Genomic DNA, 17,272 nt, shown 5'->3' on the forward strand with positions numbered 1-17,272 from the left:
CCCCGCCGCTGCCTCCTTCAGGGCAGCCAGCGCGGCCAGCGCCCGATCCCGTCTGGCCGGGTCGGCGTCGCGGGCGGCCCGCCAGGCCCGCACCGCCTCGGCGGCCGCCGCCTCGACCCCGGCGTCCACGGTCTGGATCGCCGTTCCGAGGTCCGCGGTCAGCGGATTCGGCTCGGTCGTCTCGAACTTGTTGACGCCGACGATGATGTCCTCGCCCGCCTCGATCCGGCCGCGCCGCCGCGCGTGTGAGGCGACCAGGGCGGACTTCATATAGCCGGACTCGACCGCCGCGACGGCCCCGCCGAGGTCGGCGATCCGGGCCATCTCCGCCTTCGCTCCGGCGACCAACTCCGCCACCTTGGACTCGACCACCGGCGATCCGGCGAAGAGATCGTCATACTCCAGCAGGTCTGACTCATAGGCGAGCACCTGCTGGATGCGCAGCGACCATTGCTGGTCCCACGGGCGCGGCAGGCCGAGCGCCTCATTCCACGCCGGCAACTGCACCGCGCGCGCCCGGGCATCCTTCGACAGGGTCACGGCCAGCATTTCCAGGACGATGCGCTGGACGTTGTTCTCCGGCTGCGCCTCGGTCAGCCCGAGCGAATTGACTTGCACGCCATAGCGGAAGCGGCGCTGCTTGGGGTCGGCCACGGCATATCGCTCGCTGGTCAGCTCCTCCCAGAGCGCAACGAAGGCGCGCATCTTGCACATTTCCTCCACGAACCGGACGCCGGCGTTGACGAAGAAGGAGATCCGCGCGACCACCTCCCCGAACTCCTCGGGCGGCACGACGCCGGAGTCGCGCACCTGATCGAGCACGGCGATGGCTGTCGACATGGCAAACGCGATCTCCTGCACCGGCGTCGCGCCCGCCTCCTGTAGGTGATAGCTGCAGATATTGGTCGGATTCCACTTCGGGATCTCGCGCACGGTGTAGGTCACCACATCGGTCAGCAGCCGCATCGACGGGCCGGGCGGAAAGACATAGGTGCCGCGGGAGAGGTACTCCTTGATGATGTCGTTCTGCGTCGTCCCGGCGAGCGCACGCACGGCGGCGGCCGGGTCCTCGCCCGCGGCGAGCGCCTGCTCCTCGGCGACGACCTGATAGAGCGCGAGCAGCCACATCGCCGTCGCATTGATGGTCATCGAGGTGTTCATCGCGGTCAGCGGGATACCGTCGAAGAGCGCGCGCATGTCGCCGATATGGCTGATCGGCACCCCGACCTTGCCCACCTCGCCGCGCGCGAGCGGGTGGTCCGGGTCGTAGCCGGTCTGGGTCGGCAGATCGAAGGCGACGGACAGTCCGGTCTGACCCTTGTCCAGGTTGCGTCGATACAGAGCATTGGACGCCGCGGCACTGGAGTGCCCGGCATATGTCCGCATCACCCAGGGGCGGTCACGTTCGGGGCTCGACATGCTCGCGAACCTACCGGCGGGACTCGCGCCGGGACAGGTGTTCAGGCGGTGAGGGTCACCACACGGCCGCCGTATGCCGCCGCAGCGCGAGCCGCCGCAGCAGTCGCCGCCCGCGCTCATCCAGCGCGACGAGGCGCATCTCCTGCCCGCGCCGCAGCCCCCGCCGGTGGCACTCGAGCAACAGCCCGAGCGCGGTGCCATCGGCGATCACGGCGTCCCCGAGGTCGAGCAGCAGCGGCCCCGGGGTGTCATCGATGATCGGATGCAACCGCCGACGCAGGTCGGCCACGCTGTGCACGTCGATCCGGCCGGTGACCTTCACCAGGACGCCGTCGGCGCTGTGGTAGGTCTCGACGGCCGGTATCGGGTGCGCCAAAGTCGTCACGGTCACTGCGAATCCCCCTGCTCGAACGTGCTGTCACCATGTATACGCCGCAGCGGGCCAATTGGTTGTGTCGAAACGCGCAACAATTCGGTCATGGTCAACCTGACGCGCATCTATACCCGCACCGGTGACGACGGGAGCACCGGTCTGGGCGACTTCACCCGAACCGCCAAGACCGATCCGAGGCTCGCGGCCTATGCGGACGTCAACGAGGCCAATGCTGCGATCGGGGTCGCGATCGCGTGTGGCGACCTGCGTGACGATGTCGCGGCCACGCTGCTGCGGGTCCAGAACGACTTATTCGACGTTGGGGCCGACCTATCCACGCCGCTGCGGCACACCTACGCCTACCCGCCCCTTCGGGTCGAGGCGACGTGGGTCGAGGAACTTGAGGCGGACTGCGACCGCTACAACGAGGAACTGACGAAGCTGCGCTCGTTCATCCTCCCTGGGGGGTCGGCCGGCGCGGCATACCTCCATGTGGCCACGACCGTGGTCCGGCGCGCGGAGCGCTCGGCCTGGGCGGCGCGGGAGGCGTATGGCGATCACCCCGCCGACGAGGGCGTCCCGGGGGGCGTCAACCCCCTTACGACGACCTATCTCAACCGGCTGTCGGATCTGCTCTTCATCCTCGCGCGCGTCGCCAATCTCGACCACGGCGGCGATGTCCTGTGGCAGCCGGGCGGCGGCCGGGTCGCCGATCCGCGGCGGCGTAGTTCGGAGTGACGGTCCTGAGCCGACGGCTGTCGCGAGTCAGGTGATGTCGATGTGCGAGCCGGGTGGGGAGCTCTCCACCCACGAGCGGACCGCCGTGTGCGACCCGCGAGCCATTGCCAACTCGAATCGTTCGCCCGCCGAGCGCAGGTCAACCCGCACCGGATCCGTCAGGCCGGGGATGAGTTCGTCCGTCGGCTGAGGTATGCCGATTTCCACCCCGCGCCGCTGCCAGGACTTGGCGGGACGTAGCGAGGGCCCGCCAAAGGAGAACCACTCCAGTGCACTGGGCCCAAAACGCAGCAACCCCAACCGCCAGATCTTGGCAGTTGGGGTTCGTATGGCGCACAGCATCGTCGGCCCTTGGTTGCCGATGAGCTGCCGACGCAGCCACAAGAAGCCAATGAGGCCGAAGACCAGCAGGAGGACAGCACCGACCCCCAACTCCGAGATCGTGAGCCATTCCATCGCGCTCGGGCCTTAGGTCAGACCCCGGACGGCTGCTCGACCGCGTCCGTGACGATCGTGACTCGATCACCCTCGACCGACATGAAGCCGCCCTCGACCGTCGCGCTCGCCACGCCACCCTCAGTGCGATGTATGCGGATCTCGCCCTCGGTCAACACCACCAGTTTGGGCGTGTGCCCCGGGAGAATCCCGAGATCGCCGTCCACGGAGCGCGCGGACACGCTGGACGCCTCACCGGCCCAGACCTGCCGGTCCGCAGCCACCAATTCCACCTGCAGCGCCACAGCAATCCACCTCACGACTCGATCAGCTGAATTTCGGTCAGTCTACCGGAGGTCCGCTGGCGGAACCGACCATCCTGGACGCCCGTCCAGCAGCCGGACCAACGAGCTTCGGGAGGGTTTCCGGCGGTTTGGGAGGGGTTCTGGCTGCCAGAAAGCCGCCCAAAGCGCCGGGTTGTGGGATTGGGCGGGAAACCGGCACTGGCTCGGCGACGAGGAGAACGAAGGACGCCCCCGACGGCCAGACTTCTCGACGACGACAAACACAGGGTCTCTCCAGCGAAGCGGAGGGACCCTGTGCGAGTCGATGAGGAGAGAAGGCCAGAGAAATCAGAGGTTCTTCTGGATCTCCGCCCACTGGCGCTCGACGTCGTCGAGGCCACCACACATGAAGAAGGCCTGCTCACCGACGTGGTCGTACTCGCCGTCGGCGATCTTGGTGAAGGCCTCGATCGTGTCGGCCAGCGAAACCGTCGAGCCTTCGATGCCGGTGAACTGCTTGGCGACGTAGGTGTTCTGCGACAGGAACCGCTGGATGCGGCGAGCGCGGTTGACGAGGATCTTGTCCTCTTCGGAGAGCTCGTCGATGCCGAGGATGGCGATGATGTCCTGGAGTTCCTTGTTGCGCTGCAGGATCTGCTTCACGCGAACCGCCGTGCTGTAGTGCGCCTCGGTGATGTAGCGGCGGTCGAGGATTCGCGACGTCGAGGTCAGCGGGTCCACGGCCGGGTAGATGCCGAGGGACGCGATCTCACGGGAGAGCTCGGTCGTGGCGTCGAGGTGGGCGAACGTCGTCGCCGGGGCCGGGTCGGTGTAGTCGTCAGCCGGCACATAGATCGCCTGCATCGAGGTGATCGAGTGACCACGCGTGGAGGTGATGCGCTCCTGGAGCACACCCATCTCGTCGGCGAGGGTGGGCTGGTAACCCACGGCAGACGGCATACGACCGAGCAGGGTGGAGACCTCGGAACCAGCCTGGGTGAAGCGGAAGATGTTGTCGATGAACAACAGCACGTCCTGCTTCTGGACGTCGCGGAAGTACTCCGCCATCGTCAGCGCCGACAGGGCGACGCGCAGACGCGTGCCCGGCGGCTCGTCCATCTGGCCGAAGACCAGGGCGGTCTGACCGAGAACGCCGGCCTCTTCCATTTCGACCATGAGGTCGTTGCCCTCGCGGGTGCGCTCACCGACACCGGCGAACACCGACACACCACCGTGGTCGCGCGCGACGCGGGCGATCATCTCCTGGATCAGAACGGTCTTGCCGACACCAGCACCACCGAACAGACCGATCTTGCCACCCTGGACATACGGGGTCAGCAGGTCGATGACCTTGATGCCGGTCTCGAACATGACCGTCTTGGACTCGAGCTGGTCGAAGGACGGCGCCGAGCGGTGGATGCCCCAGCGCTCGTTGACCTCAAGGGTCTCGCCCTCTTCGAGGTTGAGGCACACGCCCGTGGTGTTGAAAACGTGTCCGAGGGTCACATCGCCCACCGGAACACTGATCGGGCCGCCGCTGTCTTGCACCTGCGAGCCGCGGACGAGGCCGTCGGTCGGCTGCAGGGAGATGGCGCGAACCATGTTGTCGCCGATGTGCTGGGCAACCTCAAGGTTGAGCGGCTTCTTTTCACCGTCGAGGGTCACCTCGGTGGTGAGCAGGTTGTACTGGTCCGGCATCGCGTCGACGGGGAACTCGACGTCGACGACGGGGCCGATGATGCGCGAGATGCGCCCGACACCACCGGCGGTGGCGTTCGCGGAGTTCTCCTGCAAGGTGGCAGTCATCTGTCTCTATCTACCTTCTACTTGGCCTCGGCAAGGGCGCTGGCGCCGCCGACGATCTCGCTGATCTCTTGGGTGATCTCCGCCTGGCGAGCCTGGTTCGCCAACCGGGTGTAGTTCTTGATGAGGTTCTCGGCGTTGTCCGTAGCGGACTTCATCGCCCGCTGGCGCGCCGCCAACTCCGACGCCGCAGCGCCGAGCAGACACGTCCAGATCCGGCTGGTGACATAGCGCGGCAGGATCGCCGACATCACCTCATCGGCGTTGGGCTCGAACTCATACAACGGCTGGATCGCCGACGGGGCGCCTTCCTCGGCGACCGCATCCACGACCTCGATGGGCAGCAGTCGCAGCACCCGCGGCTCCTGGACAACCATGGAGTTGAAGCGCGTGTAAACCACGTGCACCTCGTCCAAGCCACCCTCATCGGTCGGCCGCAGAAAGTCCGCAACCAGCCGGGCCGCGATGTCCTGCGCGGTCTCGATGACCGGACGCTCGGTCCCACCCGTCCACTCCGCGGCGAAGTCACGCCCGCGGAACTTGTAGAACGACACCGCCTTGCGGCCCACGAGGTAGGGAACGCTCTCCTTGCCTTCGGCGCGGAGGTCGTGCACCAAGCGCTCGCTCTCCTTGAGCGCGCCGGAGGCGTAGGCCCCGGCAAGCCCGCGGTCGCTGGTCAGGATCAAGACGCCAGCGCGGCGCGGGTTCTCCGGCTCCGTCGTCAGCGGGTGCTCATAGTTGCTGTGCACCGCCAACTCGGACAATGCCCGAGTGATCGCGTGGGTGTATGGCGCTGACTCCAGCACCGCCTGCCGCGCCTTGACGACGCGGGAGGCGGCCATCAACTCCATGGCCCGGGTGATCTTCTTGGTCGCCGTGACCGACCGGATGCGCTGCCGGTAAACCCGGATCTGCGCTCCCATGCGTTCCCGCCTTCCTGTGGATTCGTATGTCGCTCGGTCGCCGGCGCGTCAGCGCTGGCGAACGATCTGAGCCTGGTCGATCTCGTGGTCCAGCGCGCCCGGGTCGGGCTCGTGGCCGACCGGGACGTTGTGCGAACCGGAGTTGCCGAATTGCTTCTTGAACTCCGTGACCGCGCTCTCGAGCGACTTCTCGGTGTCGTCCTCGAACTTCGTCGTCTCACGAATGGTGTCGAGGATGCCCTTGTGCTCGCGGCGCAGGTAGTCGAGGAACTCGACCTCGAAGCGCTGCACGTCCTCGACCTCAACGGAGTCGAGCTTGCCCGTCGTCCCCATCCAGATGGCGACGACCTGCTCCTCGACCGGGTAGGGGTTGGACTGCTTCTGCTTCAGCAACTCCACGAGGCGACCACCACGCGCCAACTGCGCACGCGAGGCGGGGTCGAGGTCCGAGGCGAACATCGCGAAGGCCTCGAGCGCACGGAACTGGGCCAGGTCGAGCTTGAGGCGACCGGACACCTGCTTCATGGCCTTGATCTGCGCGGCACCACCGACACGGGAGACGGACACACCCACGTCGATCGCCGGGCGGACGTTGGAGTTGAACAGGTCGGCCTGGAGATAGATCTGGCCGTCCGTGATCGAGATGACGTTGGTCGGGATGTAGGCCGAGACGTCGCCAGCCTTGGTTTCGATGATCGGCAGACCGGTCATCGAGCCCGCGCCCAGGGCGTCTGACAGCTTCGCGCAGCGCTCCAGCAACCGCGAGTGCAGGTAGAACACATCGCCCGGGTAAGCCTCGCGGCCCGGCGGGCGGCGCAGCAGCAGCGACACGGCGCGGTAGGCCTCGGCCTGCTTGGACAGGTCGTCGAACACGATCAGGACGTGCTTGCCCTGGTACATCCAGTGCTGGCCTATGGCCGAGCCGGTGTAGGGGGCGAGGTACTTAAAGCCTGCCGAGTCGGAGGCGGGGGCCGCGACGATGGTGGTGTATTCCATCGCGCCGGCGTCCTCGAGCGTGCCCTTGACGGCCGCAATCGTGGAGCCCTTCTGGCCGATGCCGACGTAGATGCAGCGAACCTGCTTCTCCGGGTCGCCGGTCTCCCAGAATTCCTTCTGGTTGATGATCGTGTCAATCGCCACCGTGGTCTTGCCGGTCTGGCGGTCGCCGATGATGAGCTGGCGCTGGCCACGGCCGATCGGGGTCATGGCGTCGACGGCCTTCAAGCCCGTCTGCAGGGGCTCGTGCACCGACTTGCGGGAGACGACGTTGGGCGCCTGGAGTTCCAGGGCGCGGCGGCCCTCGTCGGCGATCTCGCCGAGGCCGTCGATCGGCTGGCCGAGCGGGTTGACGACGCGGCCGAGGAAGGCGTCGCCGACGGGAACCGACAGGACCTCGCCGGTGCGCTTGACGCTCTGGCCCTCCTCGATCTTGGAGAAGTCACCCAAGATGACGACACCGATCTCGTGGACGTCCAGGTTGAGCGCGATGCCCAGGGTGCCGTCCTCGAACTGGAGCAGCTCGTTGGTCATCGCCGAGGGGAGACCCTCGACGTGGGCGATGCCGTCACCGGCGTCGATGACCCGGCCGACCTCTTCCCGAGAGGCCTCGCCGGGCTGGTAGGACTGGACATAGGCGTCCAGCGCGTCCCGGATCTCCTCGGGACGGATCGAAAGCTCCGTCATCTCTTCTTCTCTCCTTCGAGTCCCGCACTGTGGCGGCGAGTGTTCGTGCGGTTCGTATGATGCGTGGTTGCGACCGGGGGTCCGGTCAGCCGCCAAAGTGACGGCGAACGGCTTGCAGCTTGCGAGCGATGGTTCCGTCGATGACCTCGTCGCCGATCTTGACCTTGAGCCCACCGACGACAGACGGGTCGACGATTGGCTGGATCTGGATTTGGCGGCCGTAGCTGCGGCCGAGGGCCTCAGCCAACCGCGCAGTCTCTTGCTCGCTGAGCGCGGTGGCCGACGTGACGACGGCCGTCAACTGGTTGTGGCGCTTGGCGGCCAGGGCGAGATAGGCCTCCAGCACGGCGTCGAGTCGACGGCCACGAGGTGCCTGCACGGCCTGCTGGGCGAGGCGAACCGTCTCCGGCGTCGTCTTGCCGTCGAGCAGGCGCCGGACGATCTCGGCCTTCCCGGCCCCATTGCCCTGCCGGTTGGTCAGGACGTCACGCAGCTCGGGGTCGCCAGCGACGATGCGCTCGAACCGGAAGAGCTCGTCCTCCAGGTCCTGGAGCTTGCCGCGCCGGTCGGCTCGGTCAACCACAGCCTGGACGGCGAGATTCTCGATCGTGTCCGAGAAGTCGCGCTCGTCGGCCCAACGCTGGCCCGCCAAGGTGGCCACCACATGCACCGTCTGGTCGGTGACCTTGCCGCTGAACAGGCGCCGGACCAGGTCGGCCTTGGCGCTGCCCTCGCGGGACGGGTCGGTCAGCGCGCGACGCAGGGTGGCGTTGCCGTCGATGCTGCCGCAGGAGGCGAAGAGTTCCTCGGCGAGTTGGCCGGAGTCCAGGGACCCGAACACCTCACCGAGCGCCTTCTCGCCGGCCGCAGCCGCACCACGGGACGTGCCACGCATCAGCGCTCGACCTTCTCCGCGCTGATGGCGCCCGACTCGAGCTCGGCGAGGAAGCGGTCGACGATGCCCTTCTGGCGGACCTCGTCGTGCAGCGACTCACCGACGATCTTGCTCGCAAGATCGGTGGACAGCCGGCCGACCTCACCGCGCAGGCTCGCCGCGGCGCTGGAACGCTCCGCCTCGATCTGACGGTGCGCCGAATCGGTGATCCGACCGGCCTCGGCCTGAGCCTGACCGCGCAGTTCCTCGACGATCGCCGCGCCCTGGGTGCGGGCTTCCTCGCGGATGCGGGCGGCCTCGCCGCGGGCGTCCTTGAGCTGGGCGTTGTACTGGTCGAGCGCGGCCTGGGCCTGGGCTTGGGCCTCCTCGGCCTGCGCCATGCCCCCTTCGATGGCGGCTGCACGCTCGGCATACAGCTTCTCCATGTTGGGCACGACCTTGGAGGCGAACAGCCAGTACAGGACGGCAAACGCGATGACGCCGACGATCATCTCCGCCGGGTGCGGCAGGAGCGGCAGTTGCTCGGGATAGCCGGTGGACTCACCAGAGGCCGCAAGGGATGCGAAATGCACGTCGCTTCCTATCTACTTGCTGGGACGGTCTGCCTGGGCGGTCGATTTACTTGAAGACGAACGCGAAGACCAGACCGAGGATCGCGAGCGCCTCGGTGAGCGCCATACCGGTGAAGGCGATGGTCTGGAGCATGCCGCGGGCCTCAGGCTGGCGGGCAACACCATTGATGTAGGCGGCAAAGATCAGACCGATGCCGATGCCGGGGCCGATGGCGGCGAGACCGTAGCCGAGGTAGGCGATGGAGCCCGTCATGGGTGCTTCCTTTCAGATGGCACGGAGCCCGAAGCGGTCCGTGTCGGTGTAGGGGTTATGGAGTTGTGGGTCTAGCACCGGGCGAGAACGCCCGGACGGTCAGTGGTGCTCGGAGAGCGAGTCGGCGAGGTAGAGCGCCGTGAGCATGGTGAAGATGAAGGCCTGCAGGAACTCGATCAGCAACTCGAAGGCCGTCATCAGAATCGAGAAGGCGAAGGACAGGACGCCGGCGCCCTTGAGCGCGAAGTTGTCGCCGTGCAACAGGAGGTATTCACCGCCGAGGATGAACACCAACAGCATCAGGTGGCCGGCCATCATGTTGCCGAAGAGTCGCAGTGCGAGCGTGAGCGGGCGCACGAAGAAGTAGGTCAGCAACTCCAGGACGAACATGATCGGCTTGAGCCAGCCAGGCAGCCCGGCGGGGACCATGCCGCCGAGGTACTTGCCAATGCCGCCCTTGGACCGGATGCCCACCACGTGGTAGACGACGTAGACCACGAGGGTCAGCACGATCGGGAAGGCGATGCGGCTCGTCGTGGGGTACTGAACAAACGGGATGATGCCGGCAATGTTGTTGACCAGGATCAGCGTGAACAGCGTGAACAGCAGCGGCAGGAACCGGCGGAAGTCCTTGGTCCCGATGACGTCGCGCGCGATCGTGTTGCGCACGAAGTCGTAGGTCTGCTCCGTCAGCCACTGGCGCTTGCTCGGCACGAGGGCCAGACGGCGGGTCGTGGAGACGAAGAACCAGCCGAGGAAGACGACGCTGAGGATCATCACCAGCGACGGGCGAGTAAACGCGAAGTTGTCGTGGTCGCCACCAACCAGCGGCCACCAGAAGCTCCGCACGCCGGGCGTCTCGAAGGTGTCACCCTCGGCGGCCAAGCTCGTCATGAGTTGAACGGACAACACGTTCAGGCTCACAGCCTCTCCTCGAATCTGCCCACAACGGATTCGGTCACAACAAGCGGGCCGTTGAGGCCGAAGGTGAACCGAGGAATTGCGGGGGGAACTGCCACGTACGTTAGCGGACAACCGGTCTGGTGACGAACACGGCCACGCACGGCGGGGACGGAAATCATCGCGTCTCCCCTGCCACCGGCGCGGTCGGCTCGTCGTAGACCGGGAAGCGTGCCGCGCGGAACGCGCGCATGGCGAAAACCTGCCACACGAGCGTGACCACGAGGGCACTGATGCCGAGCGCCGGACCGTCGACCCAGTCGCGCTCTCGGAAGATCAGCATGAAGATCAGCAGGGCCAGCACCTGGCCGAGGTACACGGCCATACCCACGGCAAGGAAGGCGAACGGATTGGCGCTGCGCACCATCCGACTCAGCAGGACCATGCCGCTGGCAAAGAACCCGATCGCGACGACGACTCCGAGCAGAGCGGAGAGGGCCGCGGCGCCGCCGCCGATCACGGCATACACAACGACAGTGATGAGTCCCGCGATCGCGGACGGGACCAGGGCGCCCTTCAGCATCACGGCAAAGGGGGCACCGGCAACCGACGGGGCGGTCGCGGTGGCGCTCATCGGTGGGCGTCGTCCTTCGCGGGAATCGTCTGAACGGGGTCTGACCACGTGTCAAGAACACACGTGAAGTTGCTTGTGAAAGTTATCACAAGCGCCCCTCAGCCGGAAAACCCGGCCGGGCGATGGCCCGGGACACTGACCCGGGGAAGGAAGCGGGTGAGCAGCAGCGCGACCACGATCGCGGCCACCAATCCGGACGCCGCGACGACAGCGTCGAAGAACACGAAACTGATCGAGCCGAGCGCGGCCACCGCGGCCCACAGCCATAGCAGCAAGACGGCGCGTCGGTGGCCGTGGCCGATCCGCAGCATACGGTGGTGCAAGTGCTGGGCGTCCGGCGTCCACGGGTGGCGGCCCTCGCGGGTGCGGCGCACGATCGCCAGCGCTACGTCCAGCAGCGGCAACAGGATGATCGCCGTCGGCACCAGCAGCGGCAGCAGGCTCGCCCCGACCGGGTTTGTGGAGACCTGGGCCGGGCTGATGCCCATGGTCGAGATCATCGCGGCGGCCAGCAGGAGCCCGAGCAGCAGCGCGCCGCTGTCCCCCATGAACAACCGCGCCGGATAGAAGTTGTGCGGCAGGAAGCCGAGGCAGCAACCGAGCAGGGCCGCCGAGATGAAGGTGGAGGACGTGAATACGTTGGCCGGGTCGAACTGCCCGGAGATCCAGTAGCTATAGATCAAGAAGGTCGCGGCAGCGATCGCGACCACGCCCGAGGCCAGCCCGTCGAGTCCGTCGATGAAGTTCACCGCATTCGTCGAGACCACCACGGTGAAGATCGTCAGGAGCACGAGAACGGGAGCCGGCAGAATCGTGGTAACCCCGAGGAAGGGAACGGAGAACAGCTGCACGCCGCTGAAGGCCATCACCCCCGCGGCGACAATCTGCCCGGCCAGCTTGGTTAGGGCATCGAGTTCGACGGTGTCATCGATGGCGCCGACCGCGCAGACCAGCACTCCCCCGAGGAGGACGCCCCACAGTTCCGGGGTCACGAAGACCTTGCTCAGGAAGGGGAGCTTGGTGGCGACGAGGGTGGCCGCGGCATACCCGGTGAGGATGGCGAGTCCCCCCAGACGCGGGATCGGGACGGTGTGGACGTCCCGATCCCGGACCTGGGTGAAGGCGTTCAGACGCAGGGCGAGCCGGTATGCCGCGGGCACGGCGAGGTAGGTCCCCGCCATCGCCACGAGGAGGACGAAGAGGTATTCGCGCACCCGACTCCTGCGCTCAGCGCGGGTATGCCGGGAAGCGCGTCACGAGGTCGGTCACCTCGGCGCGGACTTCCCTGGTCACGGCGTTGTCGGGATCGGCGTCGCCCTTGGTCACCGCGGTGGCGATGAGGCGCGCGATCGTGCGCATTTCCTCGGTGCCCATCCCCTGCGTGGTCACGCACGGGGTGCCTACCCGGATGCCGGAAGCGACCGACGGCGGGGCCGGGTCGAAGGGGATGGCGTTCTTGTTCAAGACGATGCCGGCCGCGTCGGCGCGGGCCTCGGCGTCCTTGCCGGTGACGCCGACGCCCTGGAGGTCGTGCAGAGACAGGTGGGTGTCGGTGCCGCCGGTCGTCGGGCGGATGCCATGCTCGGCGAGGCTGGTCGCGAGCACCGCGGCGTTCTCGACGACCTGCTTGGCGTAGGCGGCGTACTCCGGGGTTGCGCACTCCTTGAAGTTGACCGCCTTGGCGGCGATCGTGTGCATTTGCGGGCCGCCCTGCATCATCGGGAAAACCGCCTTGTCGATCGCGGCCGCGTGCTCGGCCGTGCAGACGATCGCGCCGGAGCGCGGACCCCGAAGCACCTTGTGGGTGGTGAACGAGACGACATCGGCATACGGCACCGGGCTCGGGATGGCCTTGCCTGCGACCAGACCGATGAAGTGGGCCGCATCGACCCAGAAGATCGCGCCGACCTCATCGGCGAGCGCCCGGATGCGCTCGAAGTCGATCAGCCGGGGGATGGCCGAGCCGCCCGCGCAGATGACCTTGGGCCGGTGCTCGCGCGCGAGCTCCTCCATCTGGGCGTAATTGATGTCTTCGGTTTCCTGGTCGACGCCATAGTGGACGGCGTTGAACCACTTGCCGGAGAACGAAACCTTGGTGCCGTGGGTCAGGTGGCCGCCGTGCGGCAGGCTCATCGCGAGGATGGTCTCGCCGGGCTTCATGAAGGCGCCATAGACCGCCTGGTTGGCGCTTGCCCCGCTGTGCGGCTGGACGTTGGCGTGGTCGGCGCCGAAGAGTTCCTTGCACCGCTCGATCGCGAGGTTCTCGGCCTTGTCGACCTCGGCGCAGCCGCCGTAGTAGCGACGGCCGGGGTAGCCCTCGGCATACTTGTTAGACAGGGTCGAGCCGAGCGCGGTGAGCACGCGCGGGCTGGAGAGGTTCTCGCTCGCGATCAGTTGCAAGCCACCGCGGATGCGGCCGAGTTCGGAGAGAAGCACCCCGGCGATGTCCGGATCGAAGGATTCCAGCTCGGCGTAGTCAGACCCATAGAACGTCATCTCGGTGCTCTCTGTGCGGGATGGACAAGTCGTTTGGCACTCTACTCAGCCGGGGAGTCGGCTGACATGTCGACCGAATTCTCGGGCTCCGGGCGCGCCGAGGCCGGCAGGACCGCGGCGATGTCGTCTTCGCTGATGGCGCCTGCGCGCAGCACGGTCGGGACCGGGCCCGTGCAATCGAGGATTGTGGAGGGAATCTGGGCCGCGCGGGCGCCCCCATCGACATAGATCTCGACGGCGGAGCCCAGCTGCGTGGCGGCGTCAAGCACGGATGTGGCCGCCGGGGCCCCATGGAGGTTGGCGCTCGTCACCGCCATCGGGCCGGTCTCGCGCAGGATGGCCAGGGCCACCTCGTCGTCAGGCATCCGGACGGCGACCGTGCCATGCGTCTCGCCGAGATCCCAGATCAGGGACGGTTGGGCCGTGACGATGACCGTCAACGCCCCCGGCCAGAACTTCTCGACCAGATCACGGACATACGGCTCGACGTCGATGGCGATGCCGTCCAGCGTGCGGATCTCCCCGATCAGCACGGGCGGCGGCACATCGCGCCCGCGGCCCTTGGCCGCCAGGAGGGTGGAGACCGCGTCGGCGTCGAAGGCATCGCAGCCGATGCCATAGACAGTGTCGGTCGGCAGCACGATCAACTGACCGGATTGGACGGCACCCACGGCGCGGGCTACGGCCTCCTCGCGGGACTGAGGGGCGGTGGCGTCGACGACGGGGCTCATGGGAGTGCAGTCTACGAGCGGCACCTCGGCGGTTTAGCCCGCGATCGACACGATCCGGATGGGCCCCGCGACCAGGCTGCGATCCTCGAGCGCCTCCCCGATGACCGCGGTGGTGGCGGAGGCCGCAAGGGTCGGCTCAGGGGTGCTGCGCTCCGGCGCCGAGTCGCTTGGCCAAGACGTCGGACAGGTCCATCGACTCGCCATCGCGCTCCCCCACGCGAAGAGTGGCCGGGCTGGGGGTGAGAGTCACGCCGCGGACCCGCGCTAGCAGCGACGGCGGGCACGACAGGATGAAGAAACGGCCCTGCTCGTCAACACCGAGGGAGCGGTCGGGCAGGAGGTACCAGCCCTGGATGCCCGTGCGATAGCGGCCGTTGCCCCGATAGGGCCGGGCCGTCAGCTCGTGGGCGGGGATTCCGGCGGCGCGCGCTTTGCCGACGAAGGCCGACAGCAACTCGCCACCGACTTTGGCCTGCCGTTCTTGCGCCCGGGCCAGCGCCGCCGCGTGGAAGTCGGCATTTTCCTTGGCCTTGGCGCTCCAGTCCTGCTCGCTCACGGACCCAGTATCCGGGCCAACCTGCTCAGTCGCCCTGCTGATCGTGGCCCCGGCGAGCTACGGTCGCGCGCGGGCGGCCGTTCAGGTCGAGCCGATCCTCGATGTCGACCCAGTTCCCGCTTTGGGCCAGCGCCCGCGGCAAGCTCTCGCCCTGGCTGTCCGCGTGCTCCATGACCAGCACCCCGCCAGGTCGCAGCAGCGTCGCGGCCCGGGCAGCGACCAGCCGCGGAATCGACAGGCCGTCGGCGCTGCCTCCGAAGAGCGCCACCCGCGGATCGTGTTCTGCCACTTCCGGATCGATCGGCACCTGCCCGGTCGGGATGTATGGCGGATTGCTCACCACCACATCGACGCTCGCCCACAATTCCCCGAAGGAGGTGATGGCGTCACCGAGGACGAGGTTCACCGGGAGGCCGAGTCGCTCGACATTCTGGGCGGCCCAGGCGTGCGCGTGCTCGGACAGTTCGATGGCGTGGACCTCGGCATGCGGAACCTCGTCGGCGATGGCGAGCGCGATCGCCCCGGATCCGGTGCACAGGTCGACGACGATGGGCCGGGGCGAGTCGCTGTCCCGGGCTGCGTCGATCGCCCAGCCGGCGACCACCTCGGTCTCCGGGCGCGGGATGAAGACGCCGGGGCCGACCGCCAAGGTGAGGCCCCGGAAGTAGGCCCGTCCAGTGAGGTGCTGCAGGGGGACTCGCCGGGCGCGCTCGTGGATGAGCGCGGCATACGTGATGGCGGCGTCCTCGGTGATGGGCGCGCGCAGGACCATGCGCCGCTGCACCTCCCCCGGCGCCACGTCGAGGATGAAGGCGGCGAGTTCGACGGCATCGACGCCCGGCGAGGGCACCCCGGCCAGTTCGAGGGTCGCCTTGGCTGTGGTGACGACCTCGTGGAGTGTCGCCCCCTCGACGCTCATCGCTCCCCGACTGCCGCGAGGCGCGCGGCCTCGTCGGCCTCCATGGCCGACTCCACCACGGGGTCGAGTTCGCCGCCGAGGACGATGTCGAGGTTGTAGGCCTTGTAGCCCGTCCGGTGATCGCTGATGCGGTTCTCGGGGAAGTTGTAGGTGCGGATGCGCTCCGACCGGTCGACGGTGCGGACCTGCGAGCGGCGTGCGTCCGAGGCTGCGGCCGCGGCCTCATCCATCGCCAATTGGTGCAGTCGGGCGCGCAGGACGCGCATCGCGGAATCCTTGTTCTGGAGCTGCGACTTCTCGTTCTGGCAAGAGACGACTGTGCCCGTCGGCAAGTGCGTGATCCGGACCGCCGAGTCGGTGGTGTTGACCGACTGCCCACCCGGGCCCGAGGAGCGGTAGACGTCGATCCGCAGGTCGTTCGGGTCGATGGAGACCTCGACTTCCTCGGCCTCCGGCATCACCCACACCCCGGCAGCGGACGTATGGATGCGTCCCTGCGATTCGGTGACCGGAACGCGTTGGACGCGGTGCACCCCGCCCTCGAACTTCAGCCGCGCCCACGGCGCCTCGCCCGGGCCGGGGGTCCCCTTGGCCTTGACGGCCACCTGCACGTCCTTGTAGCCGCCGAGATCCGACTCGGTCGCGTCGATGATCTCGCTCTTCCAGCCGCGCTTCTCGGCATAGCGCAGGTACATCCGCAGGAGGTCGCCGGCGAAAAGCGCGGACTCCTCGCCGCCCTCCCCCGCCTTGACTTCGAGGATGATGTCGCGGTCGTCGTCTGGGTCGCGCGGGATCAGCAACCGCCGCAACTTCTCCTCCGCGGCGGTCGCGCCCGCCTCCAACGCGGGGATCTCCTCGGCGAAGGACGCGTCCTCACGGGCGAGTTCCCGGGCCGCCTCCAGGTCGTCCGTGGTCGCGCGCCAGTTGCGGTATGCCGCGACGACGGGCCCGAGCGCGGCATACCGACGCCCGACCTCGCGATAGCGGGCCTGGTCCCCGACCACGGCAGGATCGGCCATCGCGGCTTCGAGTTCCTGATGCTCAGCGAGGAGAGCGGCGGCGGAGTCGAGCATCGTGGGTTCCTAGCGGTGGTCGGTGGGGCGGTGGTCGGGTGGAGCGGTGGTCGGGCGGAGCGGGGGCGCCCCGGGAAAGACGAACGCGCCGGTCGACCCCAGCAGGGGCGACCGGCGCGTCGGGAAAGCTACTTGGCGGCCTTCTTGCCGTAGCGGGCCTCGAAGCGGGCCACGCGACCACCGGTGTCGAGGATCTTCTGCTTGCCCGTGTAGAACGGGTGGCAGTTGCTGCACACGTCAGCGTGGATCGAGCCGTTCTTGGCTGTGCTGCGGGTCGTGAACGTGGTGCCACACGTGCAGGTCACGGTGGTCTCGACGTAAGTCGGGTGGATGTCCTTCTTCACTGCTGCTCCTCGTAATTCTCCGGGTCGGCGAGCCCATCACGCGGATGTGATGCAAGCCCTGCGTCGGCGACGCCTGCCGTGAACCGGACCGACGGATAAGTGTGCCAGATCGGCGCACACCCACCCAAACGCGAGGGGCGGCGCGGGCATTCCCGCGCGGCATACATTGAGGGCGTGAGCGAGCCGAAGAAGCCGCGGCGGCCAGCGGCGAAGGAATTGCTGCCCCGGCGGCTGCGGCGGG

General features: G+C 67.7%; 21 protein-coding genes. 1 reads left to right on the top strand and 20 read right to left on the bottom strand.

Annotated features, from left to right (window positions below):
- Positions 1-1,539: methylmalonyl-CoA mutase family protein (locus BN13_RS06410; protein WP_084733605.1), on the bottom strand; the 1,539-nt coding region annotated here is incomplete at its 3' end.
- The gene (locus BN13_RS06415; protein WP_048545368.1) at positions 1,475-1,810 is read right to left on the bottom strand and encodes an STAS domain-containing protein; all 336 of its coding nucleotides are present in this window, start codon (positions 1,808-1,810) and stop codon (positions 1,475-1,477) included. The genes BN13_RS06410 and BN13_RS06415, both read right to left, overlap by 65 nt.
- Before the next feature lie 87 nt (positions 1,811-1,897).
- Here BN13_RS06415 and BN13_RS06420 point away from each other — a divergent pair, with 87 nt between their 5' ends.
- On the top strand, positions 1,898-2,530 hold the full coding sequence (locus tag BN13_RS06420; RefSeq protein WP_048545370.1) for a cob(I)yrinic acid a,c-diamide adenosyltransferase: 633 nt from the start codon (positions 1,898-1,900) through the stop codon (positions 2,528-2,530).
- 27 nt (positions 2,531-2,557) lie between these two features.
- Here the strand turns inward: BN13_RS06420 and BN13_RS06425 are convergent, their stop codons facing one another.
- The 18 genes from BN13_RS06425 to BN13_RS20185 form a co-directional block, all read right to left on the bottom strand.
- Positions 2,558-2,986: a DUF2550 family protein gene (locus BN13_RS06425; protein ID WP_048545372.1), complete on the bottom strand. Its 429-nt coding sequence runs from the start codon at positions 2,984-2,986 to the stop codon at positions 2,558-2,560.
- A gap of 17 nt (positions 2,987-3,003) precedes the next feature.
- A complete protein-coding gene (locus BN13_RS06430) occupies positions 3,004-3,270 on the bottom strand; it encodes a F0F1 ATP synthase subunit epsilon (protein ID WP_048545379.1) in 267 nt (88 codons plus the stop codon).
- A gap of 327 nt (positions 3,271-3,597) precedes the next feature.
- Complete coding sequence (gene atpD / locus BN13_RS06435) at positions 3,598-5,055, bottom strand: F0F1 ATP synthase subunit beta (protein WP_048545381.1); 1,458 nt, start codon at positions 5,053-5,055, stop codon at positions 3,598-3,600.
- A 17-nt stretch (positions 5,056-5,072) separates the two neighbouring features.
- Positions 5,073-5,975, bottom strand: a complete 903-nt coding sequence (locus BN13_RS06440) for a F0F1 ATP synthase subunit gamma (RefSeq protein ID WP_048545383.1) — start codon at positions 5,973-5,975, stop codon at positions 5,073-5,075.
- Between the two features lie 48 nt (positions 5,976-6,023).
- Positions 6,024-7,658 carry a F0F1 ATP synthase subunit alpha gene (gene atpA, locus BN13_RS06445; protein WP_048545387.1) on the bottom strand — a complete coding sequence of 545 codons (1,635 nt, stop codon included), beginning with the start codon at positions 7,656-7,658 and terminating at the stop codon, positions 6,024-6,026.
- Between the two features lie 85 nt (positions 7,659-7,743).
- Positions 7,744-8,553, bottom strand: coding sequence for a F0F1 ATP synthase subunit delta (locus tag BN13_RS06450; protein WP_048545389.1), 810 nt, complete (start codon positions 8,551-8,553; stop codon positions 7,744-7,746).
- Positions 8,553-9,125 carry a F0F1 ATP synthase subunit B gene (locus BN13_RS06455; protein ID WP_048545391.1) on the bottom strand — a complete coding sequence of 191 codons (573 nt, stop codon included), beginning with the start codon at positions 9,123-9,125 and terminating at the stop codon, positions 8,553-8,555. Before BN13_RS06455 ends, BN13_RS06450 begins: the two co-directional genes overlap by 1 nt.
- A gap of 46 nt (positions 9,126-9,171) precedes the next feature.
- Complete coding sequence (atpE, locus tag BN13_RS06460; protein ID WP_048545393.1) at positions 9,172-9,378, bottom strand: ATP synthase F0 subunit C; 207 nt, start codon at positions 9,376-9,378, stop codon at positions 9,172-9,174.
- A 99-nt stretch (positions 9,379-9,477) separates the two neighbouring features.
- Positions 9,478-10,302 carry a F0F1 ATP synthase subunit A gene (gene atpB / locus BN13_RS06465; RefSeq protein WP_235433958.1) on the bottom strand — a complete coding sequence of 275 codons (825 nt, stop codon included), beginning with the start codon at positions 10,300-10,302 and terminating at the stop codon, positions 9,478-9,480.
- A gap of 154 nt (positions 10,303-10,456) precedes the next feature.
- Positions 10,457-10,912 carry a hypothetical protein gene (locus tag BN13_RS06470; RefSeq protein ID WP_048545394.1) on the bottom strand — a complete coding sequence of 152 codons (456 nt, stop codon included), beginning with the start codon at positions 10,910-10,912 and terminating at the stop codon, positions 10,457-10,459.
- A 98-nt stretch (positions 10,913-11,010) separates the two neighbouring features.
- Positions 11,011-12,126 carry an MraY family glycosyltransferase gene (locus tag BN13_RS06475; RefSeq protein WP_048545396.1) on the bottom strand — a complete coding sequence of 372 codons (1,116 nt, stop codon included), beginning with the start codon at positions 12,124-12,126 and terminating at the stop codon, positions 11,011-11,013.
- Between the two features lie 13 nt (positions 12,127-12,139).
- Entirely contained in the window at positions 12,140-13,408 is a 1,269-nt protein-coding gene (locus tag BN13_RS06480) for a serine hydroxymethyltransferase (protein ID WP_048545398.1), read from the bottom strand.
- Between the two features lie 41 nt (positions 13,409-13,449).
- Positions 13,450-14,139 carry an L-threonylcarbamoyladenylate synthase gene (locus BN13_RS06485; RefSeq protein ID WP_048545401.1) on the bottom strand — a complete coding sequence of 230 codons (690 nt, stop codon included), beginning with the start codon at positions 14,137-14,139 and terminating at the stop codon, positions 13,450-13,452.
- A 136-nt stretch (positions 14,140-14,275) separates the two neighbouring features.
- Positions 14,276-14,695, bottom strand: a complete 420-nt coding sequence (locus BN13_RS06490) for a hypothetical protein (RefSeq protein ID WP_048545402.1) — start codon at positions 14,693-14,695, stop codon at positions 14,276-14,278.
- 25 nt (positions 14,696-14,720) lie between these two features.
- Positions 14,721-15,614: a peptide chain release factor N(5)-glutamine methyltransferase gene (gene prmC, locus BN13_RS06495; protein WP_048545403.1), complete on the bottom strand. Its 894-nt coding sequence runs from the start codon at positions 15,612-15,614 to the stop codon at positions 14,721-14,723.
- On the bottom strand, positions 15,611-16,687 hold the full coding sequence (prfA, locus tag BN13_RS06500; protein ID WP_048545405.1) for a peptide chain release factor 1: 1,077 nt from the start codon (positions 16,685-16,687) through the stop codon (positions 15,611-15,613). The genes prmC and prfA overlap by 4 nt, the downstream gene beginning before the upstream one ends.
- Positions 16,688-16,815: 128 nt before the next feature.
- Positions 16,816-17,031 carry a 50S ribosomal protein L31 gene (rpmE, locus tag BN13_RS06505; RefSeq protein WP_048545407.1) on the bottom strand — a complete coding sequence of 72 codons (216 nt, stop codon included), beginning with the start codon at positions 17,029-17,031 and terminating at the stop codon, positions 16,816-16,818.
- Positions 17,028-17,272: hypothetical protein (locus BN13_RS20185; RefSeq protein ID WP_048545408.1), on the bottom strand; the 245-nt coding region annotated here is incomplete at its 5' end. The genes rpmE and BN13_RS20185, both read right to left, overlap by 4 nt.

The sequence above is a fragment of the Nostocoides jenkinsii Ben 74 genome (assembly GCF_001046875.1).
GTDB classification, from domain to species: Bacteria; Actinomycetota; Actinomycetes; order Actinomycetales; family Dermatophilaceae; genus Nostocoides_A; species Nostocoides_A jenkinsii.